The sequence below is a fragment of the Cyanobium sp. ATX-6F1 genome (assembly GCF_047395825.1).
Classification (GTDB): Bacteria; Cyanobacteriota; Cyanobacteriia; order PCC-6307; family Cyanobiaceae; genus ATX-6F1.
This window is the reverse complement of the sequence record NZ_JBCEBF010000003.1, coordinates 1,008,517-1,034,820: the sequence shown is the minus strand read 5'-3', so window position 1 is coordinate 1,034,820 and position 26,304 is coordinate 1,008,517. Positions and strand designations below refer to the sequence as shown.

At 61.2% G+C, this 26,304-nt stretch carries 29 protein-coding genes and 3 pseudogenes; 14 read left to right on the top strand and 18 right to left on the bottom strand.

Annotated features, from left to right (window positions below; genetic code table 11):
- The first annotated feature begins 81 nt into the window (after positions 1-81).
- Positions 82-498 carry a glycine zipper domain-containing protein gene (locus tag AAF143_RS17705; RefSeq protein WP_255009720.1) on the top strand — a complete coding sequence of 139 codons (417 nt, stop codon included), beginning with the start codon at positions 82-84 and terminating at the stop codon, positions 496-498.
- The gene (locus tag AAF143_RS17700) at positions 495-854 is read left to right on the top strand and encodes a phage holin family protein (protein ID WP_255009718.1); all 360 of its coding nucleotides are present in this window, start codon (positions 495-497) and stop codon (positions 852-854) included. Before AAF143_RS17705 ends, AAF143_RS17700 begins: the two co-directional genes overlap by 4 nt.
- Here the strand turns inward: AAF143_RS17700 and AAF143_RS17695 are convergent.
- From AAF143_RS17695 to AAF143_RS17680, 4 genes and pseudogenes are all read right to left on the bottom strand, one after another.
- Positions 851-1,216: a type II toxin-antitoxin system VapC family toxin gene (locus AAF143_RS17695; protein WP_255009717.1), complete on the bottom strand. Its 366-nt coding sequence runs from the start codon at positions 1,214-1,216 to the stop codon at positions 851-853. The two genes, AAF143_RS17700 and AAF143_RS17695, sit on opposite strands and share 4 nt — an antisense overlap.
- Before the next feature lie 7 nt (positions 1,217-1,223).
- Positions 1,224-1,421: a type II toxin-antitoxin system VapB family antitoxin gene (locus tag AAF143_RS17690; RefSeq protein ID WP_255009715.1), complete on the bottom strand. Its 198-nt coding sequence runs from the start codon at positions 1,419-1,421 to the stop codon at positions 1,224-1,226.
- A gap of 133 nt (positions 1,422-1,554) precedes the next feature.
- Positions 1,555-2,729 (bottom strand): annotated as a pseudogene (locus tag AAF143_RS17685) (THUMP domain-containing class I SAM-dependent RNA methyltransferase).
- Between the two features lie 795 nt (positions 2,730-3,524).
- Positions 3,525-4,388, bottom strand: a complete 864-nt coding sequence (locus AAF143_RS17680) for a hypothetical protein (RefSeq protein WP_255009712.1) — start codon at positions 4,386-4,388, stop codon at positions 3,525-3,527.
- Between the two features lie 298 nt (positions 4,389-4,686).
- Here AAF143_RS17680 and AAF143_RS17675 point away from each other — a divergent pair, with 298 nt between their 5' ends.
- The 3 genes from AAF143_RS17675 to AAF143_RS17665 are packed head-to-tail and all read left to right on the top strand — an operon-like array spanning position 4,687 to position 5,757.
- On the top strand, positions 4,687-4,830 hold the full coding sequence (locus tag AAF143_RS17675) for a hypothetical protein (protein WP_414027463.1): 144 nt from the start codon (positions 4,687-4,689) through the stop codon (positions 4,828-4,830).
- 60 nt (positions 4,831-4,890) lie between these two features.
- Positions 4,891-5,112 carry an excalibur calcium-binding domain-containing protein gene (locus AAF143_RS17670; RefSeq protein ID WP_414027535.1) on the top strand — a complete coding sequence of 74 codons (222 nt, stop codon included), beginning with the start codon at positions 4,891-4,893 and terminating at the stop codon, positions 5,110-5,112.
- Positions 5,113-5,757 carry a hypothetical protein gene (locus AAF143_RS17665; RefSeq protein ID WP_414027462.1) on the top strand — a complete coding sequence of 215 codons (645 nt, stop codon included), beginning with the start codon at positions 5,113-5,115 and terminating at the stop codon, positions 5,755-5,757.
- Positions 5,758-6,133: 376 nt separating this feature from the next.
- Here AAF143_RS17665 and terL read toward each other — a convergent pair whose 3' ends face one another.
- The 7 genes and pseudogenes from terL to AAF143_RS17630 all read right to left on the bottom strand — a co-directional run bounded on the left by terL (position 6,134) and on the right by AAF143_RS17630 (position 12,630).
- Complete coding sequence (terL, locus tag AAF143_RS17660; protein WP_414027534.1) at positions 6,134-6,721, bottom strand: phage terminase large subunit; 588 nt, start codon at positions 6,719-6,721, stop codon at positions 6,134-6,136.
- 85 nt (positions 6,722-6,806) lie between these two features.
- Positions 6,807-7,661 (bottom strand): annotated as a pseudogene (locus tag AAF143_RS17655) (terminase large subunit domain-containing protein); the annotation flags it as partial.
- 25 nt (positions 7,662-7,686) lie between these two features.
- Positions 7,687-8,151, bottom strand: a complete 465-nt coding sequence (locus AAF143_RS17650) for a hypothetical protein (protein ID WP_255009706.1) — start codon at positions 8,149-8,151, stop codon at positions 7,687-7,689.
- Positions 8,152-8,244: 93 nt separating this feature from the next.
- The gene (locus AAF143_RS17645) at positions 8,245-8,538 is read right to left on the bottom strand and encodes a hypothetical protein (RefSeq protein ID WP_414027461.1); all 294 of its coding nucleotides are present in this window, start codon (positions 8,536-8,538) and stop codon (positions 8,245-8,247) included.
- A gap of 51 nt (positions 8,539-8,589) precedes the next feature.
- Complete coding sequence (locus tag AAF143_RS17640) at positions 8,590-10,140, bottom strand: VapE domain-containing protein (protein ID WP_414027460.1); 1,551 nt, start codon at positions 10,138-10,140, stop codon at positions 8,590-8,592.
- Positions 10,141-10,199: 59 nt separating this feature from the next.
- Entirely contained in the window at positions 10,200-10,922 is a 723-nt protein-coding gene (locus AAF143_RS17635; protein WP_414027459.1) for a hypothetical protein, read from the bottom strand.
- A 619-nt stretch (positions 10,923-11,541) separates the two neighbouring features.
- Positions 11,542-12,630 (bottom strand): site-specific integrase, encoded by a 1,089-nt coding sequence (locus tag AAF143_RS17630; protein WP_414027458.1) that lies wholly within the window; start codon positions 12,628-12,630, stop codon positions 11,542-11,544.
- Here AAF143_RS17630 and AAF143_RS17625 point away from each other — a divergent pair.
- Positions 12,629-12,832 (top strand): hypothetical protein, encoded by a 204-nt coding sequence (locus AAF143_RS17625; protein ID WP_255009700.1) that lies wholly within the window; start codon positions 12,629-12,631, stop codon positions 12,830-12,832. The genes AAF143_RS17630 and AAF143_RS17625 overlap by 2 nt on opposite strands.
- Before the next feature lie 369 nt (positions 12,833-13,201).
- Here AAF143_RS17625 and AAF143_RS17620 read toward each other — a convergent pair whose 3' ends face one another.
- Entirely contained in the window at positions 13,202-17,263 is a 4,062-nt protein-coding gene (locus AAF143_RS17620; RefSeq protein WP_414027457.1) for an autotransporter domain-containing protein, read from the bottom strand.
- On the bottom strand, positions 17,241-17,891 hold the full coding sequence (locus AAF143_RS17615; protein WP_414027456.1) for a hypothetical protein: 651 nt from the start codon (positions 17,889-17,891) through the stop codon (positions 17,241-17,243). The genes AAF143_RS17620 and AAF143_RS17615 overlap by 23 nt, the downstream gene beginning before the upstream one ends.
- Before the next feature lie 565 nt (positions 17,892-18,456).
- Here AAF143_RS17615 and AAF143_RS17610 point away from each other — a divergent pair.
- Both AAF143_RS17610 and AAF143_RS17605 read left to right on the top strand, forming a co-directional pair.
- Positions 18,457-20,004, top strand: a complete 1,548-nt coding sequence (locus AAF143_RS17610; RefSeq protein ID WP_414026636.1) for an IS1182 family transposase — start codon at positions 18,457-18,459, stop codon at positions 20,002-20,004.
- A gap of 644 nt (positions 20,005-20,648) precedes the next feature.
- Complete coding sequence (locus tag AAF143_RS17605) at positions 20,649-20,993, top strand: 4a-hydroxytetrahydrobiopterin dehydratase (protein ID WP_255010878.1); 345 nt, start codon at positions 20,649-20,651, stop codon at positions 20,991-20,993.
- Between the two features lie 28 nt (positions 20,994-21,021).
- Here AAF143_RS17605 and AAF143_RS17600 read toward each other — a convergent pair whose 3' ends face one another.
- Together AAF143_RS17600 and AAF143_RS17595 are read right to left on the bottom strand one after the other, a co-directional pair.
- The gene (locus tag AAF143_RS17600) at positions 21,022-21,279 is read right to left on the bottom strand and encodes a hypothetical protein (RefSeq protein WP_414027548.1); all 258 of its coding nucleotides are present in this window, start codon (positions 21,277-21,279) and stop codon (positions 21,022-21,024) included.
- Complete coding sequence (locus AAF143_RS17595) at positions 21,194-21,391, bottom strand: hypothetical protein (protein ID WP_414027533.1); 198 nt, start codon at positions 21,389-21,391, stop codon at positions 21,194-21,196. The genes AAF143_RS17600 and AAF143_RS17595 overlap by 86 nt, the downstream gene beginning before the upstream one ends.
- On the opposite strand from AAF143_RS17595, the gene AAF143_RS17590 reads away from it, so the two are divergent.
- The 6 genes from AAF143_RS17590 (at position 21,320) to AAF143_RS17565 (ending at position 23,425) form a co-directional block, all read left to right on the top strand.
- Positions 21,320-21,475 carry a hypothetical protein gene (locus AAF143_RS17590; protein ID WP_414027547.1) on the top strand — a complete coding sequence of 52 codons (156 nt, stop codon included), beginning with the start codon at positions 21,320-21,322 and terminating at the stop codon, positions 21,473-21,475. The genes AAF143_RS17595 and AAF143_RS17590 overlap by 72 nt on opposite strands.
- A 101-nt stretch (positions 21,476-21,576) precedes the next feature.
- Positions 21,577-21,831 (top strand): type II toxin-antitoxin system HicA family toxin, encoded by a 255-nt coding sequence (locus AAF143_RS17585; RefSeq protein WP_255010875.1) that lies wholly within the window; start codon positions 21,577-21,579, stop codon positions 21,829-21,831.
- 5 nt (positions 21,832-21,836) lie between these two features.
- Positions 21,837-22,160 (top strand): type II toxin-antitoxin system HicB family antitoxin, encoded by a 324-nt coding sequence (locus AAF143_RS17580; protein WP_414027532.1) that lies wholly within the window; start codon positions 21,837-21,839, stop codon positions 22,158-22,160.
- A gap of 232 nt (positions 22,161-22,392) precedes the next feature.
- On the top strand, positions 22,393-22,635 hold the full coding sequence (locus AAF143_RS17575) for a hypothetical protein (protein WP_255010871.1): 243 nt from the start codon (positions 22,393-22,395) through the stop codon (positions 22,633-22,635).
- 77 nt (positions 22,636-22,712) lie between these two features.
- A complete protein-coding gene (locus tag AAF143_RS17570) occupies positions 22,713-22,928 on the top strand; it encodes a hypothetical protein (RefSeq protein WP_414027455.1) in 216 nt (71 codons plus the stop codon).
- Positions 22,929-22,978: 50 nt separating this feature from the next.
- Positions 22,979-23,425 (top strand): hypothetical protein, encoded by a 447-nt coding sequence (locus AAF143_RS17565; protein WP_414027454.1) that lies wholly within the window; start codon positions 22,979-22,981, stop codon positions 23,423-23,425.
- Positions 23,426-23,435: 10 nt separating this feature from the next.
- On the opposite strand, the pseudogene AAF143_RS17560 reads toward AAF143_RS17565, so the two are convergent.
- From AAF143_RS17560 to AAF143_RS17550, 3 genes and pseudogenes are all read right to left on the bottom strand, one after another.
- Positions 23,436-23,894: pseudogene (locus AAF143_RS17560) on the bottom strand (cation transporting ATPase C-terminal domain-containing protein); the annotation flags it as partial.
- Between the two features lie 34 nt (positions 23,895-23,928).
- Entirely contained in the window at positions 23,929-25,962 is a 2,034-nt protein-coding gene (locus AAF143_RS17555; RefSeq protein WP_414027453.1) for a cation-translocating P-type ATPase, read from the bottom strand.
- Positions 25,953-26,231: a cation-transporting P-type ATPase gene (locus AAF143_RS17550; RefSeq protein ID WP_414027452.1), complete on the bottom strand. Its 279-nt coding sequence runs from the start codon at positions 26,229-26,231 to the stop codon at positions 25,953-25,955. The genes AAF143_RS17555 and AAF143_RS17550 overlap by 10 nt, the downstream gene beginning before the upstream one ends.
- Between the last annotated feature and the right edge of the window lie 73 nt (positions 26,232-26,304).

The window sequence follows — 26,304 nt, the reverse complement described above, 5'->3', positions numbered from 1 at the left end:
GGCAAATGTAGCGGCTGTCCTCACAATCTCAAGGGTGCTGCCTACGTTGAGAGCACATGGCGCCAAAGCGCTCCCCATCCCATGACCTCCGATTCCCCATCGGGCAGCCACGACCGCTTCCGCGAGCGCTTCGAAACCCTGCTGCCCACGATTCAGAAGGAATGGCCCCAGGTGGCCCGCGACACCCTTGAGGCCACCCGGGGCAGCTTCGATGAGGTGGTCTCGGTGATCACCGAAAAGACCGGCCGCACCGCCCACGGGGTGCAGGAGCAGCTGCTGGAGCTGCTGCACAGGGCCGGCGATCAGACCCGTCAGCTGGCCGACAGCCTCGAGCCCCTGGAGCGGCAGCTGGAGAACCTGCTCGATGAGCTCAACACCAGCCTGCGGCCCAAGATCGAGAAGCCCGTGCGGGAGAAGCCCCTGCTGGCCCTGGGCATCGCCGCCGGCGTCGGCCTGCTCACCGGTCTGCTGCTGGCCTCGGGCCGCCGCTCCCGATGAGCACCACCAACCGGGTCACGGCGATCGTCGCCTCGGTGATGGATCTGCACGTGCGCATCGCCCTGCAGGAAGTCGACCGGGAGAAGCGGCGATTGATCGCGGGCGCTCTGCTGCTCAGCGGCGGTCTGGTGCTGGTGCTGCTGTCGCTGATCGCCGCCGAAACCGCCCTGTTGCTCTGGTTCCACAGCGCCAAGGGCCTGGATTGGACCACGGCGGCCCTGGTGGTGGGGGCGATCAATCTGGTGGCTGCGGGCCTGTTCCTGCGCATCGGCGGCCAGCTCACCAAAGGGCCCTACCTGCCCGATACGATCGCCGGCCTCAGCAAGACCACCCGGGCTGTGCTGGGGCGGGATTAAGGGGCCTGGAAACGGATCCCCAGCGCTTCGGCCACCGCGGCCAGACGCCGGTCCTGGGTCCAGAGGCTGGCCCGGCTCAGCATGGTTGAGCTGATCAGGTGGGCCTCGATGTAGCCGATGCCCCGCCCCATCAGCTGGTGCGTATCGATCACCTGCATCACTTCCAGGTCACTGGCCACGGCCGCGGCCGGGAGGGCTTGCAGCAGGCGCAGGATCGAGGCCCGATGGCGCAGGTTTCCGCAGGCCAGCTCGCCAAGCACGAAGGGGTGGATCAGCACCTGTTGATCGCTGAGCGCCACGGAGAGCGGCCCATGGGCGCCGCGCAGGTGATCCACCCAGAGCGAGGTGTCCGCAAGGATCACGGCAGGGTCACGGCCGGGCCGGGCGGCGCCTCGGGATCGGCTTCAGCTCGGGCTCCGTGCCGCCGAGCAAGGCCAGACGCCGGGCACTCTCCCGCTCGATCAGGGCCTGGAGGGCCTGCTTGAGCAGCTGGGTGCGTTCGGGAATTCCCGAGAGTTCACTGGCCTGGGCCAGCAACTGATCGTCCAGGGTGACGGTGGTGCGCATGGTCTGCTTGGACTGGTGGCGCCGAGGTGTTGACTGGCATCAGATTAGGCATCAATTGATGCGCTGATCGAGTTGGATCAGCGACCCTCCAGCAAGCGCAGCACCGCCTGGGTGCGGTTGTCGAGCGCGGCGCTCAGCGGATCTCGTAGTGCAGCCAGCGGCAATCGAGGCCGCCGTTGCTCACGGGAATCTTGCGGCGCGCCTTCATGCGCAGGGCGCCCGTGAGGGTGGGGTTGCCGCTCAGCAGCCACAAATTCCAGCCGGAGCAGCGTTCCTTGAGCACCTGGCCCAGGTCGGCGTAGAGGGCTTCAAGATCCTCATCGGCGCCAAGGCGCTCGCCGTAGGGCGGGTTGCAGACCAGCACGCCGGGTCGCTCCGGTGGCACGAAATCGCGGGCATCCCCCTGGCTCAGCTGCAGCCAGGGGGCCACCCCGGCGGCCTGGGCGTTGGTGCGGGCCTGCTCCAGCACGGCGGGGTCCCGCTCCCAGCCCACGATCGGCGCCAGCGCCGAGCCATCTGAGAGGGTGTCGCGGCGCAGGGCGATTGCGGCGGCCAGTTCATCGCGCCAGCTGACGGGATCGAATTCCGGCCAGCGCTCGAAGGCAAATGTGCGGGCCCGCGGAACTCCGCCCGCCTGCTCCAGCAGCCCGGGCGCGCGCCCCAGCGCCCAGCAGGCCGCCTCGATCAGCAAGGTGCCGGAGCCGCAGAGGGGGTCGGCCAGGGGCACCGTGCCATCCCAGCCGCTGAGGGCGATCAGACCGGCGGCCAGGTTCTCCTTGAGCGGCGCCAGGCCCAGGGCGGCGCGGTAGCCGCGGCGGTGCAGGCTGGAGCTGGAGCCCTCCACGCTCAGGGCGGCCCGGCCGCCGCCCAGGTGCAGATGCAGGGCGAGGTCGGGGTTGTCCAGGTCGATGCTGGAGCGCTCGCCCCAGCGCTGGCGTTGCAGGTCCACCAGGGCATTTTTCACTTGCAGAGCGCTGTAGTGGCTGTGGCTCAGGCCCGGCGCCGAGCCGCTCACCTCCACACGGAAGCTGGCCGAGGGGGCAGCCACAGGTCCCAGTCGGCGGCGGCCTGCACGCCCGCGTAGAGCTCCCGGGGGCTGGTGCAGGGGAAGGAGGCCAGCTGGCGCAGCAGCCGAAAGGGCAGGCGGGCGCGCAGGTGCAGGCGCATGAAGCCCGCGGCATCGCTGCGAAAGCTGGCGGCCCGCCGCAAGGGCCGCACGTCCGCTCCCCCCAGGGCAACGAGTTCGGCGGCCCCCTCGGCCTCCAGCCCCTGGGGCAGCACCGCCACAGCCTCGAACGGTTCGGTCATGCCCACCCGTGTTGCCCCACCCTGGATCCCTGTTCAGCTGCCACAATGACAAGGTCCGTCCTTGGGCGGACTAGGTGGCTCACACCAATGCTTCGGACAGCGGTTCGATTCCGCTCAGCTCCATTTCTCCCGCTCCCGTGGCGGGACCTTCCCGGGGCTGCAATGGTTTCGACGGGGTATCAGGAGGGTGACTGAAGCCTGCTCGGTAAGAGCACACACGTAACAGCGAACAACATCGTTGCTTTCTCCCGTCAGACCGCCCCTGTGGCCGCCTGACTCCTTAGGGAGATGGGGTAGATCAGCCTTATCACCCAAATGATCCGTGGGGGCTGGAAGGCCCCTTTTTAGTAGTTATACCAAGACTTCTCAGGGTTTCAGCTTTCGTCCGCAAGGCAAGCGCGGAAAAAGCGCGGAAGAATATGAGTCTGGGTAGCCACCAGTAGTGCCTTGGACGCTGTGAGCACTAGGGGGTAGCTGTGCCCACCAAGTGTTCCCACTGGTGGCCGAGGGCTCAGGTAAGTGGCCAGGGCGGTGCTGCTGCGGCTTTCGCTTGGGCAGGGTCACTTGCGAAGTTGGTCCGCCCCGAACGGCGGCGGCGATGGGGTGGCTTGCGAATCGCTGCGCTGAAAAACCAATGGGTCGCTGGTGCCCGCTGACAATGGCCCCGGACAAGATCCGGGCAGAGTTGATCGAACGCTCACCTGAAAGTGACCCCTGGCCGCGACCTGCCGGAGCGGATCACGCACCAAGGCAGACGGCGCCTGTTCGGGGTGCGCTGAAAGGGCAGAAGCTGGACTACTCGGACATCATGACCTCTGCGGTTACTGATTGAGTGGCACTGTCTACAACACAGGAAGCGACGCTTACATTCATGCCGCCAAATCCATTGCGTGCGCGGAACTTCCATGTCCACGTGGCCTTCCCTCCACCAGAGGCGAGGCCATCGCCCCCGTTCGCCCATTCACCGGTGGGCTCATAGGAGGCTGGGTCGCGTAATTTCTGCTTCAGGTTCGCTTCACAGTCCGCCCGGGCGCTGCCATCGTTGAGAATGTCGCTAGGTCGCGATAGAAAGACGATCGCACTGAACAGCACGAAAGATGCAGCGATACCCGCTCCTGCCATTGCTGTGGCCTTGCCAATCGCTTTGATGAAGCCTCCCTTGGCTCCGCCCTTCACCCAGTCAGACAAAAGAAGTCCCATGATGGGAGGGAATACAATTCCAATAAGGCCCGCGATCACTTTTGTTGAAGCTCCTTCTGGAAAGAATCCTGCAGCAAAGAATCCGACTGGTAAGGCGAGAAGGAAGCCGGTTAACTTGATGGCGCAGGGTGCTGTTTTGCCGAAGGGTGCTGTAGATGCAGCAAGTGCTCCGCTCTCCCTCCTAGCCCTCTGGCGTGCAATCCTTTCATCTGCTGTTTCATTCCTCCTGACAGCTAGCTCCTGGGGAAGGTTTGTCAACCTGGCAGCCTCTTTTCTGACCAAAGCCAATGGAATCCGGTCGATCACCCGTCCATCAGCGGCAGCCAATACGAACGACTGGCCGGTTGGTCGAGATCGCTCCGAATCAACGTCACCCTCAGCCTTCATCTTACCCTTCCTGAGGGAATAGCTGACAGCCGCCTTGAATAGATTATCCTCAGCCAGTTCAGCCTCTGTCATGCCTCTAGCCATCTGACATCTCGCCTGAACAATAAGGGAATCTGCGAAGTTTTGACGACATCCAGCCGACCTTCCAGCTCTTCCGCGCCATGCGGAAGCGGGGATAACTTCAGCCTGTCACAGCAGGACGGAGCCTTCCGATCAGGTGGAGGCGGTAGTCGGGAACGCTCAAGGCCAGCAGCAGCAGGCTCTCCAGGGTGGGGGCAGGCATCAAAGGGGCAGCGGTGCCCGCTCACTGTTCCCACACCCGTTCAAGCGCAGTAAAACCAGAGAGGATGGGCTAATTCGACGCGAACTAATGCGCCTCTCTCTCATAGCGCCTGCTGCCCTGGCCTGCCTTGCCTTTGTTCCGCTGTCAGCTGGTGCCAAGGTGCTTGCCGAGGGCAAGCCCAGTCCAGGCGGCTTCTACTGGCAGAAGGTTGAGATGAGTAACAAGAGCTGAATGGGCGGCTGAGACTGCTCGGCTGGGAGTGTGGTCAGTTCCCGGTTGCATCACAAGACCATGGGACTGGCGGCACAGCGGGAGTCAGGGGAACTTCTCCAGCGGCAGATAAACTGGTCGAGCCCGAGGGGTGCACTACAACCGAGCCCCGCACAGTCGGGAGGTCGTTACCGCTGCAAGGAAATCGGCAGCTTCGCCAAGGCCCAGGAGTTGCTGAAGCAGGGGCACAGCTACCTCGATAAGAACGGCGATGGGGTGGCTTGCGAATCGCTGCGCAGATAAATGCACGTCTCGGCTCGGGTCACGGAGATCAGCCAAAACGAGAAGCACAGCCGCTTAGTGAAGACCAAGTCATTGGCTCGACAAATGAATGAAGATCTCTTAAAGTTCGGAGCCTACTCTTTATGTGACTATATGGAAGGGACAAGCGAAGGCGATGCATCACTTTTTAGGGCTGCAGTAGCAATAGCAAATCGTGACCGGAAGATCAAGGATGATATGACGCCATCGGCGGAAAGATCTCGTAGATCGGAGAAGACATATGTATTGGCCGCCGAGGATGGCCGGATCATTGGACGATTGCCCATAGATCAAGTTCTTGAAGAAGTCTTCAATCATGCAACTTCTGTTAAGAGAAGAGAGAAAGGAATAAGACAAGACGAAAGCCTGGAATCTTTTGCATCAAGGGCAGAAAATTCTCCTTTAGTGCCGCTGCCTCCTGCCGTGTTGGAGTTGCGCGGTCTTGGCAAGCACTTTTCTTTAACAGCAGCCTTCGGCTTTCTCGCTGGGACCATTATGCTTTTTAATGGGATTTCCATGAAGACTGAGAGCTCAATTCATCAGATATATCAGATCCTCAATATAGGAGGTGGCGTCATTGCCATCTGTTTGGGAGGAATTTGTTCGCACACAAAGCGCCAGTCGTAGCAGTAGCCACAGAGGTTTTTGGCTTCTTGAGTATGTTGTCCATGGTTGCGCTGTTATGCACTCAGAGGATTGGCTCCTAACTAATTGCGAGGGTTGCAGGGATTTCTTGTAGGCTGTCGTATCGCCCAGTCGGTTGGTGTTAGCCCGTTGGCGATGGCCGCCAGGTCACCCATGCCAGCTGAGCACCTGTCCGCTTGAACACCTGTTGGCCAGACAGGTGCTCAGCGGAGGCTGTGCCAGTCGGGCTTTATCTGGCCCGGGATTCTCAACAAGCAACATGCCAATCCGACCGGTCGGCGTGTGATGCGCTGTCCATTGACGGGGTTCGGCTGTGTCCAATCGACTCGAAGCCTGGCGGGTGTGCCGACTGGCACTATTACGAATGAAAAACGCCACGAAACCCCACCGCTCCCTTGCGGGCGGCCTGCTTCGCCGTCTCTAGTTGACTCCTGCGCTTCCAATCCTCATCCGGCAGAGGCGAGAACGGCTCACGCGTGGGGGTGCCATTGCCACGGCCATAAATGGCGGTGCTCACCCGCATGGGTCCGGTGCCTGCGATGTAGTTGAGCGCCTGGGTCATGGCGTCCACCTGATCGTCATGTGCGCCGCTGGGGAAGCTCAGCAGCTCATCCACGAAACCCTGTAACCATGGCGCCGACCGTGGGAACCACACCTGGCCCTGTTCGAGCTGCACAGCCGCAGCGTTCGCCCGTGCCACCTTCCCGCCCAACGGCCTGACCGCCCTCACAGAAAAGCCCTGCGCCTGGCGAATTAGCGTGTCGATCACCGCAGGCCCGTTGGCCGCGTCTTCGATCAGCAGTTCGCCCCAATGCCACCGCTGGTGGCTGGCGGTGATGGCCGAAAGAGTTCCGGTGGAAGCCCAGTCGGCGGGTGTCGTTATCCAGCAGCCAGATGCCGGTGCTGTGCTGACCCCAGACCTGCAAGGAGACAAAATCAGAGCCATCGGTGCCCTTGAACGTGCAGTCGATCGAAGCCACTAGGCGGACAAAGTTTCTTGGCACCTCTGGCGGTTCGTAGAACTTGAACCACTCCCGAACGAACACCGACCCGGCAGCAATGCTGGGCCGTTGTTGATAGAGCGCCTCCCACCATCGGGCCGACATTCCTGCCCGGATCTTGGCCAATGCATCGGAGTCGAACCTTTCAGGACACAGCGGCTCACCAGGCTCCCGAAAGTCCGGTTCCTGCGACCAGGCAGTGGGCTCGTTCTGCTGTTCAGCAATGGCAGGCAGGTTCACAACATGCCAACCCTCCGGTGCCTCCGCTTCCTTCGCCAATAGGTGCCCAGCAAGGTCGGAGATGTGCCATCGGGTTTGTACAACCACTAGGGCCGCTCCAGGCTCTGCACGGGTTGCGAACGTTGATTCCCACCAGCTCACCATCCTTTCCCGGTAGGTGGGGCTGTCGGCCTGCTGCGCGTCTTTGGTCGGGTCGTCAACGATCCCCAGCGAGAATCCCCTGCCGGTCGTCGCACCACCGACACCCGTCGCCCAGCACCCGCCACCAGCACCCGTCACCCATTGGCCCACAGACTTGCTCGAACGGTCCAGGGTTCCCCCATCAGCGGTGTAGAACCCTCGCGCCTCGCGGCTGAAGCCCTCGGCAAGGTCGGCGCCATAGCTGCTCATCCCAACCCACAGGCCAGGGTGACGGCGAAGGTAGTAAGCAGACAGCAACCGCGAGGACAAGAGGCTTTTCCCAGACCGTGGTGGCAGCAGAATCAGCACCCGGCGGTGCCCACCATCAGCAACCCGCTGGAGCACGTCGGCCAACAGCTCGACATGGCGGTAGAAGGCGACTTGAGGGGCCACGCGGGAAACGAACTCCTTGAACGTGCCCGCGGGCCTTTCAGCCAGTTGCGCCTCAAGCTCCGCCAGGTCCATCCGGGCCAGGGCCTGTCGGATCGGATCACTCCGCATTGTCTGGCGCGGCGATTATGCCAGCAGCAGCAAGACGCAGCAGTAGATCCTGGCGCTGGTCGGCCCTGAGCCCTGCGGATTCGATCGCACTTACCACCTGCCCCATGGCGCGGTTCACTTCACGGGTGACGGCGCTGTTATCGCTCCAGCCAGTGCGCCATGCGTTGCTGTGGCTCAGTAGCCACCGGGCGTCGGCGGTGTCCTGACTAGCCAACAGCTTTGCCACAAGGGCCTTCTCACCCGCCTGGCGGCCTTCATGGAGCGCAGCAAGTAGGTCGGCTTCAAGCTCGGTACAGACCCCCTCACGGGCGTTCTTAAGCCAAGCCTTGAGGCCGCCATAGGAAATGCTCACGGCTGCTGCGATGGATTCCAGGCGAAGGCCGAGGGCGGCCAGCTCGCGCACCTTGGCTACCATCTCGGGGTCGAGCTTACGGTGGGGCAGGCGGTTGGACATGCCCTCATCTTTCCTGCGTGGCCCCGGAAGCACCAGAGAATTGCACATCGGGGCTGATGTCAGTTGGGCCTCGCCGCCCGGGTGGATCAAGCCTTAACGGGTCAATGCTGTCGGGTCGTCGGCGCGCTCCTCATCCCGCAGGGCTTCGATTGCCGCCGTCACCGCCAGGCGCCCATATCCCGCGCCCAGGTGCCCCAGCACTTGGCGGGTAACGCTGGGGTGGGTCGCGGCCAGCTTCAACGCCCGCAGCGCCTCGGCCACGGCCTCCCGCGTAGTCAGCAGCCCGCCGGGGGTGGGCCGTCCTCTGGCGCAACCGTCGGAGGCCCCCCGGGGTGGTGCGGCATCCCAGATCGGCTGTTTCACAGCCGGTTTGGGGCGTTGGCGCAACCGGCGCAGCCTTTTCCCCCTCCTTGTTACTAGGAAGGGTATGCACCCCCTCTAGGGGTGACCCCTTATGTCTTTCTTCCTCGAAGTAATCCAAAAAGGTTGCGTAGGTTGCGTCAAGGGGGGCAGGTCGCTTGCGCTGCTATGGGTTTCGGCTGGTGCAACCTCCTCGAAAAAGTTGCGCCAAGGTTGCGCCGGTTGCGCCAAGGACGGCCCTCCCGGCTGGCTGTGACGGTCCATGTCACCCCCGCCCGGCAGCCAGACCCGCGCCTTCGGTTTGCCGGGCCGGTGGACTTCGTGCTTCCTTCGCACGAAACCCGCTCGCTTGAGCGCGTCGGAGGCTCGCATTTCATCGGCCCTGGTGATCGACTCAAGCAGCCGCAGGTTCGCGCCAACGATTGCCTCTCGGGTGTCGAATCCACCGGGCGTCCGTGAGGTCTGAGCCCAACTCGCCAGGGCCGGCTCCCATTCGTCAACCGCCTCCCAATTGCTGTTGCGGACGTTGCTGGCAGCCTGCTCCGCTGGCGTCAGCCGCCACGGTGCCCCGTCCCGGTATGCCTCCACCGCCGCCTTCCAGATCGCGTCCCTGTCGCGTTTCGCGCCGGGGCCATCAATGAAGGCCCCGCTGTCCTTGCGATGCGGGCAGTCGATCACCAAGAACCGCCGATTGCCTTCCTTGTCGGTTAGGAATCCGTCGCCATTGACGGCTGCCACCATCACGAACTGCCGGGGGAAGGTTTCTTCCCGCCGGGCATAGGGCGGGCGGAACGTGTCGCAGTTGGTTGAAACTGTGGAGCGCACCGATGCCGCCTGTTTGGCGGTCGTCATTTTGTCCAGCTCGTCGAAGTCGTAGAACCAGGCGCGGTGCATCGACATCGCCTGATCCTTGCCGTTGTCGGTGTCGCGGCTGGTGACATAGAACGCTCCGGCCAGGGCTTGCCAGAACTCGGTCTTGCCGATGCCTTGTGCCCCCCGCAGCACAACTACCCCCACCGATGGGCAGCCGGGCTCATAGATGCGAGCAACTGCTTCGATCAGCTTGCAGCGGATCATTGCGGCGCTCAGCGAATCATCAACGCTCAGGTAACGGGCGGCGATGGCATCCAGGTCGATCGTGGGCAGCGTTGGATCGGCAGCCACCCGCTCCAGGTACTCCCGCACCGGATGAAAGCTATGGGCGCGGGCCACTTGGCGGGTGCCGTCGAAGCAATCAACCTTGTTGACCTTCCAGGTCGCCTGCTGAGCGCAGACGTACAACAGTTCCTCGGTGTCGGCCCGCAGGTCGCGGCCATCGAACTCGATGCGGGAACTCAGCAGGTTCATGCGCAGACGATCGCCAACGCCAGCCCCTAGGGCATTGGCCCACGAGCCTGCGTTGGCGCTCCACTCCGGCACCGCCCCGGCGCAGGTAACAAGCTGCGCCTCTGGTGGGGCATCAGCCGGTAGCGGCTTCGGCGGCGGGGCTTGCTTGTGCTGCTCGACGGTGACAATCCGCCTGGCGGAGTCCACAGGGAACCCGATGCCCTTTGCTGCGCCAGCCACCAACTGGCGCACCGCATCGCGGTTAAACCCCGCCAGCACGGCCAGCCGCGCCAGGTGACGCATGGCCAGCGGCTGCCAATCCACCCGTAGGTTGCGGTCCCATTGCTGTGACAGCAGGCGGATCAGCTCACGGGCCTTGAACCGCTCGATGGATTCGAACGCCCCATAGGTCGCGGCCTTGAAGAACTCACAAGCGCCCCCTTCGGCCCGGCCAGGTCAACGGGGAAGAACGCCAATCGCAGCCTGCTGCGATTCAGTCCTGCAGCGATCAACTGGGACCAGACTGCCGGGTTATCGCGGGCGTCGGCGTCATAGATCAACAGCTCCACCGATGGCGCCAGGAGTTTGTGGGCCGTGACCCCAGCGATGCCCTGCACCGCCTGACAGGTGGCCAGGTGCAGTCGCAGGGCATCCTTCCAGCCTTCGGTGGCGATCTTCGGGTCACCGCTGCCGAAGGTGACGGCGCTCTGCGGCTTCCCGACCCGGTTGAGGTACTTGAGGCGTTCGCCGTTGGGTGCGACAGGTGGATCGTCGCAACGCAGTTGCCCGAAGTCACCACCGAAGGGCAGCAGGAGGCCCCCGGTCACGTGGCCCTGGTAGCGGTAGCCCAGGGCCGCGGCCTCAGTTGGGGTGACGCTGCGGGCGCCGTAGTCGATGGCCACCTGCACGGCGTCATCGCTGCCCAGTTCATCCAGCAGTTGTTGGCGATGGGCGGGAGATAGCGCAGCGGCAGGGCTGACCCCGGTGGGGCAGGTGGGGGCGACCGTGGCACCGTAAAAATGGGCGGAGGTTTCTGGTTTTAATTCCCCCGGTTGCTCTGGCGAGAGCAGTTGGGCGATTTTCATTCGCCATCCCCCGCGACGATGACAGCGGGCAGCCGATCGCCTGGGCAGACTTCAGCCAGGGCCTGCATCCCCGGGTTGTGGATCGGCTGGCGGCACAAGGACAAAGTGACGAGGGACATGGCTCAAGACCTCGAACCTGAGAAGGTTTCGACCGCTGCCGGGTCGATCCGCCGGAAGCTGGTGAAGGCCGACTCAGTGGCTTCCGGGTGCCACTGGAGCGGAGCTGCCGTGGTCAGGCCCCCACGGCGATAGTGCATCCCCTCACTGAATGGTGCGAACGATTGGCGACGAAGCCGAAGGAGGGTTTTTGGATGAATCCCTAGACGGACGGCCATCTCAGGGGTTGGGATCCACTGGGCGGATACGGAGGAAGTCATGGAAGTTACCGGGTGCCTCACTCCCAGCTTTCCAACTTTCAATTCCCCCTTTTTCAGGCCGTCCAGCCTCAGGCCCGCTTGCTCTGCCAGAGCTGCGCATCGCTTGGGGTGGTCAGATGCACCTGCTTGGCTGGGTGGAGCGCCTCCTGATCGTTGAGGCTCCTAGCTGTGCAGTGCCATCAGGTCGTTCGGGCTGATAAAGGGCGTGAGATCGACAGAGTCAGGGATGGCTGACCACAGATTCAGGGGGCTGATCCTGAATCAACATCCATCGCGGTTCCCCGGGGCTTGTCCATGCCCTCAGGCAGGGAAGGCCGCTTCAAACGCCGCAGCAGTGGTTGCCTCTGATGCCCACCTGTAGCTGCTGGCATGGACCGCCAGGCTGTGGCCCATGGCGGAGGCGATCGCTCCCACTTCCACCCCTCGCTGGTGGCACCGCAGGCTGTAACTGTCCCGGAAGGTGTAAGGCCGCAACCATTCCCCCTGGCGGTGTAGATCGCCTTCAGTTCCTTCCATTCCGGTTGGATTCGAAGGAACTGCTCCACGTAGTGGCCATTCAGCACCCTGAATCCACCATCACGCCCCTCTGGGATTTCCAGCAAGCCCGCCACCATCGCCCCGGTGATGTTCCAATCCTGACGCTCTCCAGAGGCCATGTGCAGCGGCGCAGGCAGCAGCCAGCGGGGCGCCGTGAGCTGGCCGCCGCAGTTCTTCCGGTAGCTGCACCACATCCTCAACACCCCTTGGTCGTCAGGTTTTGGGACCAGATGCTGCAACTCGATGGGCCGCAGCCCGAACAGGGCCAGGGCACGGAGCACGTTCGCCCAACCAGGATTCCGGCGATCCACTCCCTCAATGAGGTAGAGCATTTCCGAATCAGAAAGGGTGGCCTTGGTCCGCTTCTCTGATGTCTTCCCTCGAAGGTTCTTCACGATCGGCGCCGTGATGGTCCAACAGGCCGCCGCGTGATGCCTGGCCATAGCGTGATCGGTCAGGTTGCGGATGGCGATGCAGCAGGCCGCACGGCTGGCCGCTTTGCCCTTCCACCGCTCAAGAGTGCGCTGGAGGAGCCCATGCCCATCGTGAGGTGGGTTCGGGCCATCCAAGATCCGCAGGGCTTCCTCCATGTACTGCTGGTAGTTGGACTTCCACGTCGCCGGGAGGATTTCATTCCGCCCATTCATCAGTTCCGCCCGCAGGCCATCCACGGCGGAGCTCCAGTTGGTGCCCGTCTTCATGGTGTCGCTGCCATCCACGACCGTTTGCAGGGCACCCTTCACCGTCTGCTGGCCGGTTGCCACGATCTGGTAGATCCTGCCGATCAGTTGCATGGCCGCAGCCTGGCTGGCTGGTGACCATTCCAGAGGCAGCGATGCCGACTCGACCTTGCCGTTGGCTGATCGCACCCTGAGCTGGATTCGGCCACGGTTGTTCGAAACGGTCCATCCGGCCCTGCCGGTGCGGATGGCGGAACGGAATCCGGCCTCCCATACGTTGGCTGCTTTGGTGGTCGCCATTGGTCATTTCCTCTGAGGCCAGTTTTCCGCAAGCGCGGAAAAACGCGGAAATTTCCGCACCTTCAGCTTACTTCGTGCTCCCGGCTGTTCCTTGCAATTCCTTGCCGTCACAGAGAAGCGTAGTTGTCGCAATGGCCCGTAGGGGTCTATCACCCAAATGATCCGTGGGGGCTGGAAGGCCCCTTTAAAGTATTCAGAAACATTGGGGTTTTTGCGAGCCGCTTTGCACCCGTGCGTATGTCCCGTGACGATAGGTTGACAACATTAGGCATCAGCGAAATCCCGCGACAACGCTTCAGTTAGCTCATCTAGGTCAGGCTTTAATCATCTGAGTCCCTAGGCTTCCTCCGCTTGCAGGCGTGGCCGATATCGCTCAGTTAACGAGTTAGAAGCGAACACGCAAGCCACCGCCGTATCCATACTGGGAAGCGTTGGTGAATGTCTCGTAAGAGGCATTAACGTAGAGAGATGTTGAATCGTTAAATTGCAAGTCAACACCAGCGGTTATATTTAAGCCATTGGTCCCCAGGTTCTGGCCCTCTGTCTTACATGATTCGCAGGCGCTGGAGGCTTCAGAGAACGTCGACATCATTGACTTGTTAGAGCTATTGTTCGCAAGTGCGTCCACCTGATAGGCCACCAATAGTGAGGGCCGAATGCTCATTGTTTTTGATGTGTTCAGAGGGATTGGGCTGGTGCTGAACTCAACGCCTGCAGTCGTTACAAGGCTATTAGATGTATTGCCATTTACGGAGAGTGCGAGAGCATTGCCTGATTCGGAGAATCCTGATTGTGCATAACTGCCCCAGGCAAGTCCTAGAAGCGGCTTGATTACTGCCTGGGTGGGCGAGGACGGTTTGGTGAGTGGGAATGCGTAGTCAGTTTCGATGGCAGCAGTAAACCCATTGCCGTTTGTGTTGGAGGTGAGGGAGGAGTCATTGCCGATAAAAGCGATGGATCTGCTTGCATCGATATTAAAGCTGCTGTAGCCCAGCAGTCCGCGCACATGCCATTGCTCTGAAGGCCTGTACTGGGAAAAAAGGTTGAGGCTATTCACGCCTGCGTTGATTGAGGCGGATGATGTTGAGAAATTGTTGGCATATGAGGTACCGTAGCCGTAACTCACACCCACACTCCATTGGTTGGAGGGGTAGTACTCCAGGCCAATACCACTTGAAAATACCCCAGCATTGTAAGAGGCCAAGTCGGCGTTGCCGCGAACGGAACTGCTGTTGTTCTGGGCCAAGGCAAAGGCACAGAGTGGATTCTTCGCCTTCTTGCCGTTGATGATCCAGCCGTTGTTCAGGCATTGCCCAGCCTGGGCAAGCACCGTTTCGCGCTGCTGCTTAAGGGTTTCAAGTCCCACAGATTGGAAGGCCGCATAGGGCTGGGCGGAAAGCGAGTTCACGGCCGACACCAGTTGGTTGCTGGATGGCAGCAACACCAAGTTGTTGAGGGCTTCCACAAAGCCAGAGCTCATTCCCGCTGCTTTGGCCTGGCCTGAGGTGAAGCCAGTGGCACCGATGGCATTACCACTGTTGTTCTTGTTGTTGGTGGCGACGTCCGTAAGGGCGTTAAAGGCTCTGTCCAGAGATCCTGCCAGGCAGAGGGCATTATTGCTGCCGTTGCCCAGTGCCTGCATCGCGGCAGTGGTGGCTCCGGTAGTGCTATTGGGTTTCCACTGCACTGCGAAGGTTTGAGGATTATTTAGGGGGTTCTGACGCAGGGTTGTGCCGAACCGCAGCAAAGCACTGCTCACAGACGACTGATCCAGATTCAGGCTTGAGGATGAGGCGAAGTTGGTACTGTTGGACGCGTCAACGACAGTGTAGACAAAGCCCGGAAAAGGTGAACCACCCCCGAAGGGGATCAGCGCAGCTGTGCCGGTGAAGTCGGTCACATTGCCAGTTACATTGATGCGGTCGTTCTGCGGCCCCCGGATTTCTGCTGCAATCGTGCCGCCGTTCAGGGTGAGATTCGCAGCGGTTAGGGTGCCGATCGAATTGCCAGGAGCAATTATTGCACCAGGATTCAACGCCGTGCTAGGCAGAAGACCGTTGCCTCCGACTAATCCGCCAGACTGAACTGTCAGTGAAGCGGACGGTGCAATCGAGCCGTTGATGAAGACTCTGGCACCAGTGCGTATGGTGGTAAGCCCTGTGTAGGTGCTGTCGCCGCTGAGCGTCATTGATCCATTGAAGGTCTGACCAGTATTCTCTAATGTCAAATCTCCTTCTCCGCTGAAAACCCCAGTGAAGTTTGAGTTGCCAGAATAGCCAGCAAGATCGATGCGGTTCGTGCCGGCGCCTGATACCTTTTCTAGTAGCCAGTTATCATTAGACGAGTTGGTGTTAATTATCAGCCTGCCTCCACAGAAGGTGGTGGCATAGGGATTTGCATCGTTGGCGGGATTGCCAGGGTCTATGCAATCACCTGTTGGAATGGGTGTATCTCCGTTGTAATGCAGAAAGACCCCGGGGCGGCTCCCTGATGTTCGGTAGACGATGGTTCGGTTTTCGCTAAGGCCAAAGATGCGACTGAAAGCCCCACTCACCGAGCTGTCACTGCCTGCGGTTATCAATGGGATCCAATAGGAGGCTGTAGTGCCAGTAACTGAGCCGATCGAGAGAGTGCTGTTTTGAGGGGAAATCGTGAGAATGCCGGCAGCACTTATCAAGTCGCTGCTGGCAGGATTTACGGAGAGATTGTGAAGAATGGCACCGCCGCCATAGCCAATGTTTAGATCACCTGTGAAGGCCAGTCGGCCGATCGGTGAATCCATATCGCCAGGAACCAACATACCTTGAATGGAGCTCTTTCCCGTGCCCGGCAGGGTACCTGAACCTTCGATCACCGTAGATAGGGCAGAGCCGATGCCGGCATAATTGGAAATGTTGCTGTTGTTTTTAAGAGAAAGAGTACCGCCGGCGATGGAGATCCGGCCGGTGCTCTCAGTGCCTTTGCTGAGCCCATCCAGGGAGAGCAGCCCACTTCCAGCTTTCCGCCAGCCCTGGGCAGAGGTTAAGCCGCCGGTGAGGGTGAGGCTGGAGTCTTCCGTCACGTTGAGGCTCAGGCGCGAGCTGCCGGTCAGAGTCAGCGGCGCCGAAATAGTCTGAGTAGTGCCGCTCTCGTTGCTGATGGCGAACCCATTGCGGCCGGTGAGTGTGATGGGGGCTCCATCGATTGTGTAAGATCCAGTCCCAACCCCATATTCAATTCCCTGGGCCTTGAAGTTGGTGATGTTATTGGTAGCCGTTCCACCAGTAATGGCATAAGGAGCCTGGAAACTGATCAGGCTAAAGGGAGTGCCTGGGTTAGGAAGTTGAGAGGATGTCCAGTTTGTGTTTAGGCTGAATGGGCCTGAGGCTGCGTTCCAGCACACCACGTCATCAACCGCGCTGCAGGGGTCTGGCGGTGGAGTGCTGCCCCACTCCTGCAAGGTGATCGTCACGGGATTGCCGGCTTGAAGGGTTCCGTCCCACTTGGATGGAACCTGTAAGGTCGGAAGCGACGAACTACCAGGAAAGCCGGTGTACGGATTCTCATCTACGGAGAATCCGTAGGCAGCGGCAAAAGATTTGTAAGGATCTTGGTTAGTGTCAAATGCTGTAGCAACATCCTGCGTGTGCCAGAACGCCGAATAGATGTTGTAAGCAGGATTCCCGTTTTCATCGGTATTGGTGTACCAATTAGCAGGGTTCGCCCAAACGGTATTGATCAAAGTGTCGCCAGTAGGCAGCGTGGAGGCCAGCGAACCCCAGTTGATTGCTTGATTGAGCTGGGTTTTGATTTGCCCGACCCATTTTGAAACGGGACAGTCCATTGTGGAGTTGCAATATACCTGGTTGTCTAGAGTCTGGTTGGAATCCAGCGGCCACTTGTTTGCAAGCCAGACAGCAGCCGGTGAGTTGGCCTGCGAACGATCGTTGATATTGGAAAAAAGTACGACAGCGTTGTTTTCATTTTTGGGTGCTGTGGTCTGTAGATTGCCCCCTGGCGAGTACAGCGTAAGGGTTACGCTGTTGTTGCTGCCGCTGTTGGGCGTGATGGCCATGATCATCACATCAGACGTAGTGCCACCTGAGAGATTGGTGAAGTAATTATTGCTGCTAACCAGGAACATCCCAGGCTGCAACTTGGCAGCATCACTGGCAGACACCTCCATCGTTGCTGCGTTTTGGGTGTTCGGGATGATAATATTGTGGTTTTTTTGTTTGGTTTTCCAGAGAAGTTGAGCCGAAATATCGCTTGGTGTTGGGATATAGGCTGTTGTTGTTGTGCTCGGGCCGGTTGGAACGCCTGTGAATTGAAGGCCCGTGAATCTAGCGGATCCGTTGTAGTAAATTTTTGAAGGGTCTAGTGTTGTGGTGGCGGCGTAGTTGTTCGCGACTGCTAAGTTGCCAAAGATGCTTGCTGCAGGGATATTATTGATGGTAGAGCCCGTCACGGTTGCTGCTGGTAAATCCGATTTGTACGGTGGGGAATATAGTTTTAAAGCTGCTCTTCGCTTGAACGCGTCTCAGAAAATCTCCCCATATGTTATCAAAAGAGGATGTATTTATGTCCGCTGCCACTGCATTGGAAATGAGGTTGATGGCTCCCGGGATCACAGCCTGACCGGGATTTAGGATGAACTGGTAAGCCTGAGGATTGCTGGTCGGAGCGGTGCCAGGTGGGAGGCTGAATGGGCTTCTGACGTTATTAGAGAAAGCTGAGGTTAAGAACTGATTGCTAATGACTAGGTCTCCGTAGCCCAGCTCCTTTGCAAAGGTGGTGTATTTGCTGTAAATTGCGCTCCGCGTTAGGGTCGGTTTAATTCCAATCGAGTTCAGCCCTGGCGCTGCAACGGTTGAGGGAAAGCTAAAATTATTTACCCAGCTAATGTCAAGTGTGTAAGGGTTGGTTGCTGTTGCAAATTCATACAACTGACTGTAGCCTGGGCCAATTAAAACGGTGCCAGGTGATTGGCCGGTTTTGATGCCGGTCGGGTCTGCCAAAATGATCTGCAAGGTTCCGCCTTTTCCCCCGTTGGCAATGGGAAGGAAGTAGAGCCAGTGAAGGGTAGGGAATTCCAATTGATATTGCCGCCTTGATTGAATCCGTAGAACCATCCCAGGTTGCCACTAGTAGAGGATGTGAGGCCAGATTTATTATCAACGGTGATTGTTGTTTGCGCATAGGCATTCAGTTGCGAGCCGCAGGCCAAAAGACAGACTGAGCCCAGGGCGCCAATGGCTGCTGCCCTTGACCCTTTCAATAGGGGCTTGAGTGCGTTTTTGATTGGGCTGCTCATTTTTCTAAGCAATTTTTGCAGGGCGCGTAAATATGGACGCCGTTGCGAGGGTGTTTATGTCCGTCGAGTCAAGCTGAGGAATACCTCAAGTCAACCCCTTTGCTCCTTTGGCTTGAGGCGTGCTCGATTCATGGTCGTGCGGTTGCTTTTGTGGGCTTTGTTGGTATGGGACCCAGGGTGGGCTCCCATTGGCTACCAGGCCATTTCAGGCGCTCGCCTTCTCAGACGCGTGCGCAGGTCGCGCTAGGAGCCTGTTGCGCGTAGATCAGCGGCCGAGCTCTCCACAGACGCCCATAAATCTGCCCAGATCCCAGTGACAGCAATGGGTCTGGCCACCAGAATGGGGCATGCAGAAGCCCAAGTCCTTCCGCCCCTGGCAGCCGGAGCAGACCACCCTGCTGCCGCCATCACCGAGTGATTGGCTCTCGGATGATCACCAGGTGTATTTCCTGCTTGATCTGGTGGATGAGCTGGATCTATCACAGGTCCTGATCCCCGCTCAGAGCAAAGATCCACGTGGGGAGAAAGGGTTTGACCCCAGGATGATGACGATGTTGCTGCTTTACGCGTACTGCGTGGGCATCGTCTCCTCCCGCAAGATCGAGCGGGCCTGCTACGAGGACCTGGCCTTCCGGGTGCTGACGGGCAACCAGCAGCCAGACCACAGCCGCGTCAGCGAATTCCGGCGCCGCAACCTCGATGCCCTGAGGGGTCTATTTGTTCAGATCCTGCGCCTGTGCCAGAAGGCCGGCATGGTGAGCCTCGGCCATGTGGCCCTTGATGGCACCAAGATTCAGGCCAATGCCTCCAAGCACAAAGCCATGAGCCACGAGCGCATGCTCAGGGCGGAGAAGCAGCTGCAGCAGGAGATCAATGCCTTGATGCGCAAGGCCGAGATCCTTGATGCCCAGGAGGATCGTCGCTACGGCAAGAGCAACCGCGGCAGCGACCTGCCCGACGAACTGCGGCGGCGGCAGGATCGGCTGGCCAGGATCCGTCAGGCCCGCAAGGAGATGGAAGCGGAGACCGCTGCTGCTGCAGCGCGTCAGCGGCACGAGGAGGCAGAAGCGGCCAGGGCCCAAGCCACTGCCGCGCAGGACGCGGAGGCATCGCCAGCAGAGCAGGCCGAGCTGAACAAGAAAGCCGAGGCGGCAGCAGCAAAGGCCAAGGCTGCCCGGGAGGCTGCGATCAAGGCCGCCGAGGTCGCTGGCGTGGAGCCGCCGGATCTGGAGCCACTTGCTGCTGACGCGATGCCACACCGTGGTCTGGCCCGGAAAGCCGACGGCACCCCAACCACCAAGGCCCAGCGCAACTTCACCGATCCCCAGAGTCATCTGATGCAGTCAGGTGGGTCCTATCTGCAGGGCTACAACTGCCAGTTGGCGGTGGACAGCGACCACCAGGTGATCGTGGCGCTCGGGGTGAGCAGCCAACCGCCGGACGTCGAGCACCTGGAACCCATGCTGGAGCGCATCGCCGCCAGCGCCGGTGCACTGCCCACGGTGATGACGATGGATGCGGGCTACTGGAGCGAGGCAAACGCCAACGCCTGCACCGATCAGGGCATTGATGGATACATCGCCACCGGCCGCCTGCCACACGGCCAGCCGCCACCGCCCAAGCGAGGACCTTTAGCCAGAGACGCCGATGCAAAAACCCGCATGGCCCGCAAGCTCAGAAGCAAGAAGGGCGCCAAGATCTACGCCCAGCGCAAGGCGATCGTGGAGCCGGTAAATGGGCAGATCAAAGAAGCCCGGGGCCTACGCCGATTCCTGCTGCGGGGTCTGGAGAAGGTGAACAACGAGTGGCATCTGATCGCTGCCACCCACAACCTGCTCAAGTTGTTCAGGTTCAGGCGATCACAGCAACAGGCGCTGGTGGCAGCATCGGGATGAGTGGCAGCAGAAGCGTTGGCCGGTGTAGCAGCGGCTGACTGAGGCCCATCGATGGGGCCCGGACAGCAGAAGGACGGAGTCTCAGCTATTCAGCTCAGGGGTCGATCCGCTGTGGCCAGGGGTTCGCTGCTCAATTGGCAACAAACTCCTAGTTGTTGGGCAGTTGATCCTCAGTTTTTGCAGTGGTTACCGCGATTTGGAACGCTTGTTCCTGGTCGCCGAGGTTGCGATATGATGCGCGGTCAATGAAGTCTGAGGATCAAGTCTTAGACCGTGCATGAACCTGCTGGATCGACCGGCTGTAATGGCTGTGCCGCTAAAGAGCACTAGCAACGTCAGTGTGATCGGTTGACATTCCTGCTGGAGGTGTTAGTCGTTTGGGCGGCGTTCTCCAGGTAGTCATCCTCAGCTCCGAGCGGGCAGTTGCGTCCCCGTCTACGTAGGTGATCAAATGAGGGCTGGAGTCATGGTGTGTTCACCACCCTCCACTTCCTGTTCGCTTTTCTTGTGCCCTGTCATCAGCTTGAACCTGTTGGAAGCCTGGAAGGGAAGGCCAGGCAACTCTGAACCCGGGGTGCCAGAAGACAAGATCAGCGTCAACCCGCTCCTGGGTGATCAAGCTGAGGAAGCTGCCGTTGCTCCCGATGCTCCTTTCCGATGATCTCTGTGTGCCCTGCCGTGATGGTGGCCCCACCCTCGCTGAGGACGAACTGGCCGCTCTGCTTCCTGAGCTGCCGGGATGGCAGGTGGTGGATCACCATCACTTCTTGAAGTCACACACGTTCGAGGACTTTGCCTCGGCCCTGGCCTGGGTGAACCGCGCCGGCGCGGTCTGTGAGGCCAATGGCCACCACGCCGACTTCAAGCTCGGCTGGGGCTATGTGGAGGTGACGATCTACACCCACAAGGCGGATGGGCTCACCAGGGCCGATGCCGTGCTGGCGGCCAAGCTGGATGCGATCGAGACAGCTGCTCCCGCGGCCCAGTAGCAGCCGCAGGGTGCCACTGACGAACGGCTCAAGCGTCGTCGCGGCCGGCCTGCTGAACGGAAGGACCCTTGAGTTCGAGCGAATTTCCTTCGGGATCCTTGAGGTAGAACGCGGAGCCATACCCTTCGGCGCCGAAATTCTGGTGAACCGCTCCAAGATCGATGCCGTGATTGAGAAAGTGAACTCTCAAGGCCTCCACGTCAAATGGTTCGATACGAAGGCAGATGTGATCGACATTGTGGCCCTCCTTGCCAGGGGGCGCCACCGGCCAGGCCCAGCGCGCCATCGGCATCGACCAGGTCGATCTGGGACTTGCCGGCCCGTAGGTGAATCATCCCCAGGCGCTCATTTCGCTTGGTAAAGCTGCAGCCGAGCACATCGGTGTAAAACCTGAGCATGACGCCCAGATCCCTGCAGCGCAGAACGACATGATCGATACCGAGGATCTGCACGTTCCCCTGCCCCGCCTCGCTCCATTGTGAGGGAGTCGCAGCCTTGAGGGGCCTTCCGTTACGTCTTGGCGAAGGCGCGATCAGCGCAAGCGGAAGCCGCTGCTGGTACCGAGGCGCAGTACCATGAATGAATGAAGCGGAAGCACCAGCGCACCCTTGAGCTGATCTTCTCCCGTCCCGTAAACGGCAGCTTGCCGTGCAGGGACATTGAAGCCCTGTTTCAGGGGCTTGGTGGGGAGGTCACTGAGAGGGCGGGCAGCCGAGTCGCGGTCGTTCTGTTTGGCGAAGTCAGGGTCTTTCACAGACCCCACCCATCGCCTAATACAGACAAGGGTGCTGTTGCTTCAATCCGCCAATGGTTTGAAGAACACGGAGTGACACCATGAATCTCATGACTGTGGATGGCTACCACGCCAAAATTGAATTCGACGAGGAAATGGATCAGTTTCGCGGGGAAATTCTTGGGCTTTCTGGAGGAGCCGACTTCTATGGATTTAGTCCGGATGAACTTCGCCGAGAATTTAAAAAGTCACTGGGCGTCTTTCTTGAGGTCTGCAAGGAGCAAGGAATTGAGCCGCGGAAACACTTTTCGGGCAAATTTAATCTTCGGATTTCACCTGAACTCCATGAGAAGTTGGCGATGACTGCGGAAGTGCAGGGAAAGAGTCTTAACACGCTCGCACAGGAAGCACTCCAGAAAAGTGTCAGCGCCTAGATGGGCGAATAACAAGCCCCTTGAGTCAACAGGTCTCCACCGATTTCATTCTTGAGCTCTAGGGCACCTGCCTGCCACTCAGGGGCGGCGTTGGCAAGATCAAATCTTATTTTAGGCAGCGTTAATACCAAGTCTCAGTGTAATTCCTTGACGGTTCAGATCAAGGGTATTTCTACTCATCAGGGGACCGATCTGACCTCTCTAGGCTTCAAGCAAAGAGGCGGTCATGGCCATGGAAATCAGCAGCACATCGCTCCCCTCGGGCCACGCCTCCAGCGATGCGGAACAGGCACTGCATCGGATCAAAGAGCTCACACAACGGGATCCTGCCTTTGCTGCGGCACTTCGCCAGAGCCATTCCACCGAGGAGGCCGCCAAGCTCGCCCATTCCCACGGCATCACGATCAAGCCCGAAGTGCTCTGGCGGCATCGAGGCACCTTGTTGAGTGGAGGTCTGCCGACGTGGCCTGGATAACGCCATCCACCGCTGAAGAACCACGATCCAGTCCAGGCTGGTGGCTGGCCCCTGCTGCCGGAGACGGCTGATCGCCCATGTGCTTCTCCAGCAGCGCCAGCTTCGTGGTGGCGGCCGGGCTGTTGCCCCTGGGTGTGGGAGCTGTGCGGTATGCCCAGGATCAGCAACGCAATGATCTGCTGCCCCTAGCCCTCACGCCGTTTTTTTCGCGCTCCAGCAGGCCCTTGAGGGGCTGGTCTGGCTTGGCCTCGACCCCGATGGCCCCGACTGGCTGGTCCACCCCGCAGCGCTGAGTTACCTGTTCTTCGCCTATGCCTTCTGGCTGGCCTGGCTGCCCTGGTCCGTGCTGCAGTTGAACGTCCAGGCACCACCTCTCCGGCGGCGTTGGATGCTCCAGGGGCTGCTGGTTCTGGGCTTGCTCGCGGGCGCTGGGCTCTGGCTGCCGCTTGCCCTGGATGGTTCCCTGTTTCAGCCCACCGTGGTGCAGGGATCCCTCAACTACAACACCACCCTGTTGGCGGATCGCTGGATCAACCTTGGTGCCGGCAGCACGGTTTATGGGGTCATCATCACGGTCCCGTTCATGATCAGCGGCTCAGTGCGGCTGCGCTGGTTCGGAGGATCGCTCCTCGTCGCGTTCCTGATCACACACCTGGCCTACGGCTACGCCTTCACCTCGGTGTGGTGTTTTTCAGCGCCCTTCTCTCCGCGTCCCTGTTCTGGATCATCAGGGATCCCCAGCCCCAGGCCCTGCCGGCCCACTGAGAGTCAACGCACCAGTGGTTCCTAGCTGTGGGCTCTCACCCCAGGGCCCGTCGCGACGGATGTTGACCCCGCTCGGACCTCTGGATCAGCAGCTTGTGGAGGCTGTCGGCGAGCAGCACCGCCACCGGTGCCAGGGCGATCGCGCCGAGGTAGGTGAGCGGGAAGCGGGCCATGCCGAAGACGGCGGCCATGGGGGCCACCAGCACCAGGCTGCCGGCCACGATCGGTTGGCTCAGCAACCCGAGCCAGAACAGCCGATTGGGGACATGCATCACCTGCCAGAACGGTCGCCGGTTGCTGCGGCAGGCCAGCAGGGCGCCCATCTGTCCCGCCACGATCAGGGAGAAGGCCACCGTGGAGGCCTCCCGTTGCAACGCCAGCTCAGCCGTTGATGCGATGCCGTGGAGGAGCCGCGGCGCCAGCGACCTGAGCTCTGAGAGGTCGACGCCATGGCTGTGCCAGACCAGCAGATAGCCGGCCAGAGCGATCAGGGCCTCCGTCCCCCCAGCACCAGATAGGAGCGGCGCATCACCGCCCCGTCGAGCAGCGGTCTGTTGCGCGGGCGAGGGGGTTGCGCATCACGCCGGGTTCGGGCGGTTCGGCGCCAAGGCCCAGGGCCGGCAGCACATCGGTGCCCAGGTCGACGGCGAGGATCTGCAGCACACTCAGGGCCGCCGGGATCCTCAGCGCCACCATCGCCAGGAAGGGGGCCGCTTCCGACACATTGGCGACAAGGATGTAGGTGATGAACCTGCGGATGTTGCTGACCACACCACGGCCGTAGTGGATGGCCTCGACGATGGTGGCGAAGTTGTCGTCGAGCAGCACGATGTCGGCGGCCTCCCGCGCCACTTCGGTGCCGCTGATCCCCATCGCCAAACCCACATCCGCCGCCTTCAACGACGGCGCGTCGTTCACTCCATCCCCGGTGACGGCCACCACCTCCCCGAGGGCCTTGTAGGCCTGCACCAGCCGCAACTTCTGCTCCGGTGCCATCCGTGCGAACACCAGCCGGTGGCGGTACTTGATCAGTTGGCGCAGCTGCCCATCGCTGATCCGCGCCAGGGTGGCCCCCTCGATCACGCGCACCGGATCCACCGTGCCGTGATGATCGGAACTTCCGCTGGGAGCCTCCAGGAGACCGATCTGACGGGCGATCGCCTGGGCCGTGAGACCGTAGTCGCCGGTGACCATCGTCACCTTGATGCCGGCCTCGCGGCAGCGCCGGATCGCGTCCGGCACCTCGGGCCGTGGCGGGTCGTAGAGGCCGATCAGCCCCAGCAGGATCAGACCCGCCTCCAGATCCTCGGGAGGGTTGGTGGCGTCAGCTGAACCCGCAGCACGCAAGGCAACAGCCAGCACGCGGAAGCCTCGGCCAGTGAGTGTGTCGTTGGCGACGACGGCCTGGCTGTGATGTTCGTCGTTGAGGGGAACGGGGCCCGAGGCGGTGAGCCAGGCGCTGCAGCGGGAGATCACTTCCAGGGGAGCCCCCTTGGTGATCACCAGCGCAGAGGCCTGTGGGAGCGGCAGATCGATCGGGCCGCGTTCCACCACAACCGTCATGCTTCTGCGGTGGGAGTCGAAGGGCACTTCCCGCTGGCGGGGGTGCTCCTGGCGGAGCGCTTCGGGCACCAGCCCCAGGGCCAGGACCTCCTGGAGCATGGCCGTTTCCGTCGGGTCGCCCACCCCGACGCCGTTGCCATCAAGCCGGGCATTGGAGCAGAGCACGGCTCCGATCAGCAGCAGTCGCCGCATCCCCTCGTCCGCCTCGGGCAGCCAGGTGTCTTCCACGGCCATGTGGTTTCCGGTGAGCGTGCCGGTCTTGTCGCTGCAGATCACACTCACCGAACCGAGTGTTTCCACAGCCGACAATCTCCTCACCAGCGCCTGGCGACGCGCCATCCGCTGCACATTCAGCGCCAGGGTGAGCGTGACCTGGGGGAGCAGCCCTTCGGGAACAAAGGCGACGATGATGCCGATGGCAAACACCAGGCTCTCCATCGGCGCCATGCCGATGAACAGCAGGCTCAAGGCAAAGGTGAGCGCCCCGGTCGACAGCGCGATGATCGTGATCGTCCGCACGATGCGACCCACCTGCTGCTCCAGGGTGCTGGGGCTGCGGCGGGTGCCGGCGGTGAGGTGAGCCACCTGGCCGAATTCGGTTTCGGCGCCGGTGGCATAGACGACCGCCTCACCCCTCCCGGCCGCGATCGTGGAGCCGGCCAGCAGCAGATTGGTCCGTTCGTTGATGGGCACCAGGGTGGGCTCCACTCCGATGGGGAGGGGGCCTGCATGGCGTGAGACCGGCAGGGATTCGCCCGTGAGCACCGAGAGGTCAACGCTCATCTCGTAGGCCGCCCCGATGCGGCAGTCGGCCGGCACCCGGTCACCCTCCTCCAGCTGCAGCCGATCCCCCGCCACCAGCTGCTCGGCAGGGAGCACGCGCAGGAGGCCATCGCGCCAGACCTGCACCTGCCGCGGCAGGGCGCGGGTCAGGGCGGCCAGGGTCTGCTCGGCCTGGAATTCCTGCCAGAACGAGAAGATGCCGTTGATCAGCACCACCGACCAGATCGCCCAGCCCAGCTGGGGGTGCCCGCGGCAAAGGCCATGCCCCCGGCGCACCAAAGCAGCAGCGCCATGAAGTGCACCATCTGGTCGAGGAAGCGCAGCACCAGGGGGCGCCGTTTCAGGCTGGGTAGACGATTGGCGCCGAACTCCTCGAGGCGACGATCGGCCTCCTGCTGCGTGAGACCCTCGGGCCTGGTCTGCAGGGCGGGATAGACCTGCTCCAGCGGCAGGGACCAGATCGGCTGGGAGGCAGCAAGCAGCACCGGGCCCACAGGCTGAATTGCCTTCAGGATGCTCCCTCCAGCGCCCGTGGGCGGCGCTCAGCCAAGGAATCCT

Coding starts and splice junctions, on each gene's coding strand:
- AAF143_RS17705 (WP_255009720.1), top strand. CDS start 82: ATGACCTCCGATTCCCCATCGGGCAGCCACGACCGCTTCCGCGAGCGC.
- AAF143_RS17700 (WP_255009718.1), top strand. CDS start 495: ATGAGCACCACCAACCGGGTCACGGCGATCGTCGCCTCGGTGATGGAT.
- AAF143_RS17690 (WP_255009715.1), bottom strand. CDS start 1,421: ATGCGCACCACCGTCACCCTGGACGATCAGTTGCTGGCCCAGGCCAGT.
- AAF143_RS17680 (WP_255009712.1), bottom strand. CDS start 4,388: ATGACAGAGGCTGAACTGGCTGAGGATAATCTATTCAAGGCGGCTGTC.
- AAF143_RS17675 (WP_414027463.1), top strand. CDS start 4,687: ATGCGCCTCTCTCTCATAGCGCCTGCTGCCCTGGCCTGCCTTGCCTTT.
- AAF143_RS17670 (WP_414027535.1), top strand. CDS start 4,891: ATGGGACTGGCGGCACAGCGGGAGTCAGGGGAACTTCTCCAGCGGCAG.
- AAF143_RS17665 (WP_414027462.1), top strand. CDS start 5,113: ATGCACGTCTCGGCTCGGGTCACGGAGATCAGCCAAAACGAGAAGCAC.
- terL (WP_414027534.1), bottom strand. CDS start 6,721: ATGGCTCTGATTTTGTCTCCTTGCAGGTCTGGGGTCAGCACAGCACCG.
- AAF143_RS17650 (WP_255009706.1), bottom strand. CDS start 8,151: ATGTCCAACCGCCTGCCCCACCGTAAGCTCGACCCCGAGATGGTAGCC.
- AAF143_RS17640 (WP_414027460.1), bottom strand. CDS start 10,140: ATGCGTCACCTGGCGCGGCTGGCCGTGCTGGCGGGGTTTAACCGCGAT.
- AAF143_RS17635 (WP_414027459.1), bottom strand. CDS start 10,922: ATGAAAATCGCCCAACTGCTCTCGCCAGAGCAACCGGGGGAATTAAAA.
- AAF143_RS17625 (WP_255009700.1), top strand. CDS start 12,629: ATGGCCGCAGCCTGGCTGGCTGGTGACCATTCCAGAGGCAGCGATGCC.
- AAF143_RS17630 (WP_414027458.1), bottom strand. CDS start 12,630: ATGCAACTGATCGGCAGGATCTACCAGATCGTGGCAACCGGCCAGCAG.
- AAF143_RS17610 (WP_414026636.1), top strand. CDS start 18,457: ATGCAGAAGCCCAAGTCCTTCCGCCCCTGGCAGCCGGAGCAGACCACC.
- AAF143_RS17605 (WP_255010878.1), top strand. CDS start 20,649: ATGCTCCTTTCCGATGATCTCTGTGTGCCCTGCCGTGATGGTGGCCCC.
- AAF143_RS17600 (WP_414027548.1), bottom strand. CDS start 21,279: ATGGCGCGCTGGGCCTGGCCGGTGGCGCCCCCTGGCAAGGAGGGCCAC.
- AAF143_RS17595 (WP_414027533.1), bottom strand. CDS start 21,391: ATGCTCAGGTTTTACACCGATGTGCTCGGCTGCAGCTTTACCAAGCGA.
- AAF143_RS17585 (WP_255010875.1), top strand. CDS start 21,577: ATGAAGCGGAAGCACCAGCGCACCCTTGAGCTGATCTTCTCCCGTCCC.
- AAF143_RS17580 (WP_414027532.1), top strand. CDS start 21,837: ATGACTGTGGATGGCTACCACGCCAAAATTGAATTCGACGAGGAAATG.
- AAF143_RS17575 (WP_255010871.1), top strand. CDS start 22,393: ATGGAAATCAGCAGCACATCGCTCCCCTCGGGCCACGCCTCCAGCGAT.
- AAF143_RS17570 (WP_414027455.1), top strand. CDS start 22,713: ATGTGCTTCTCCAGCAGCGCCAGCTTCGTGGTGGCGGCCGGGCTGTTG.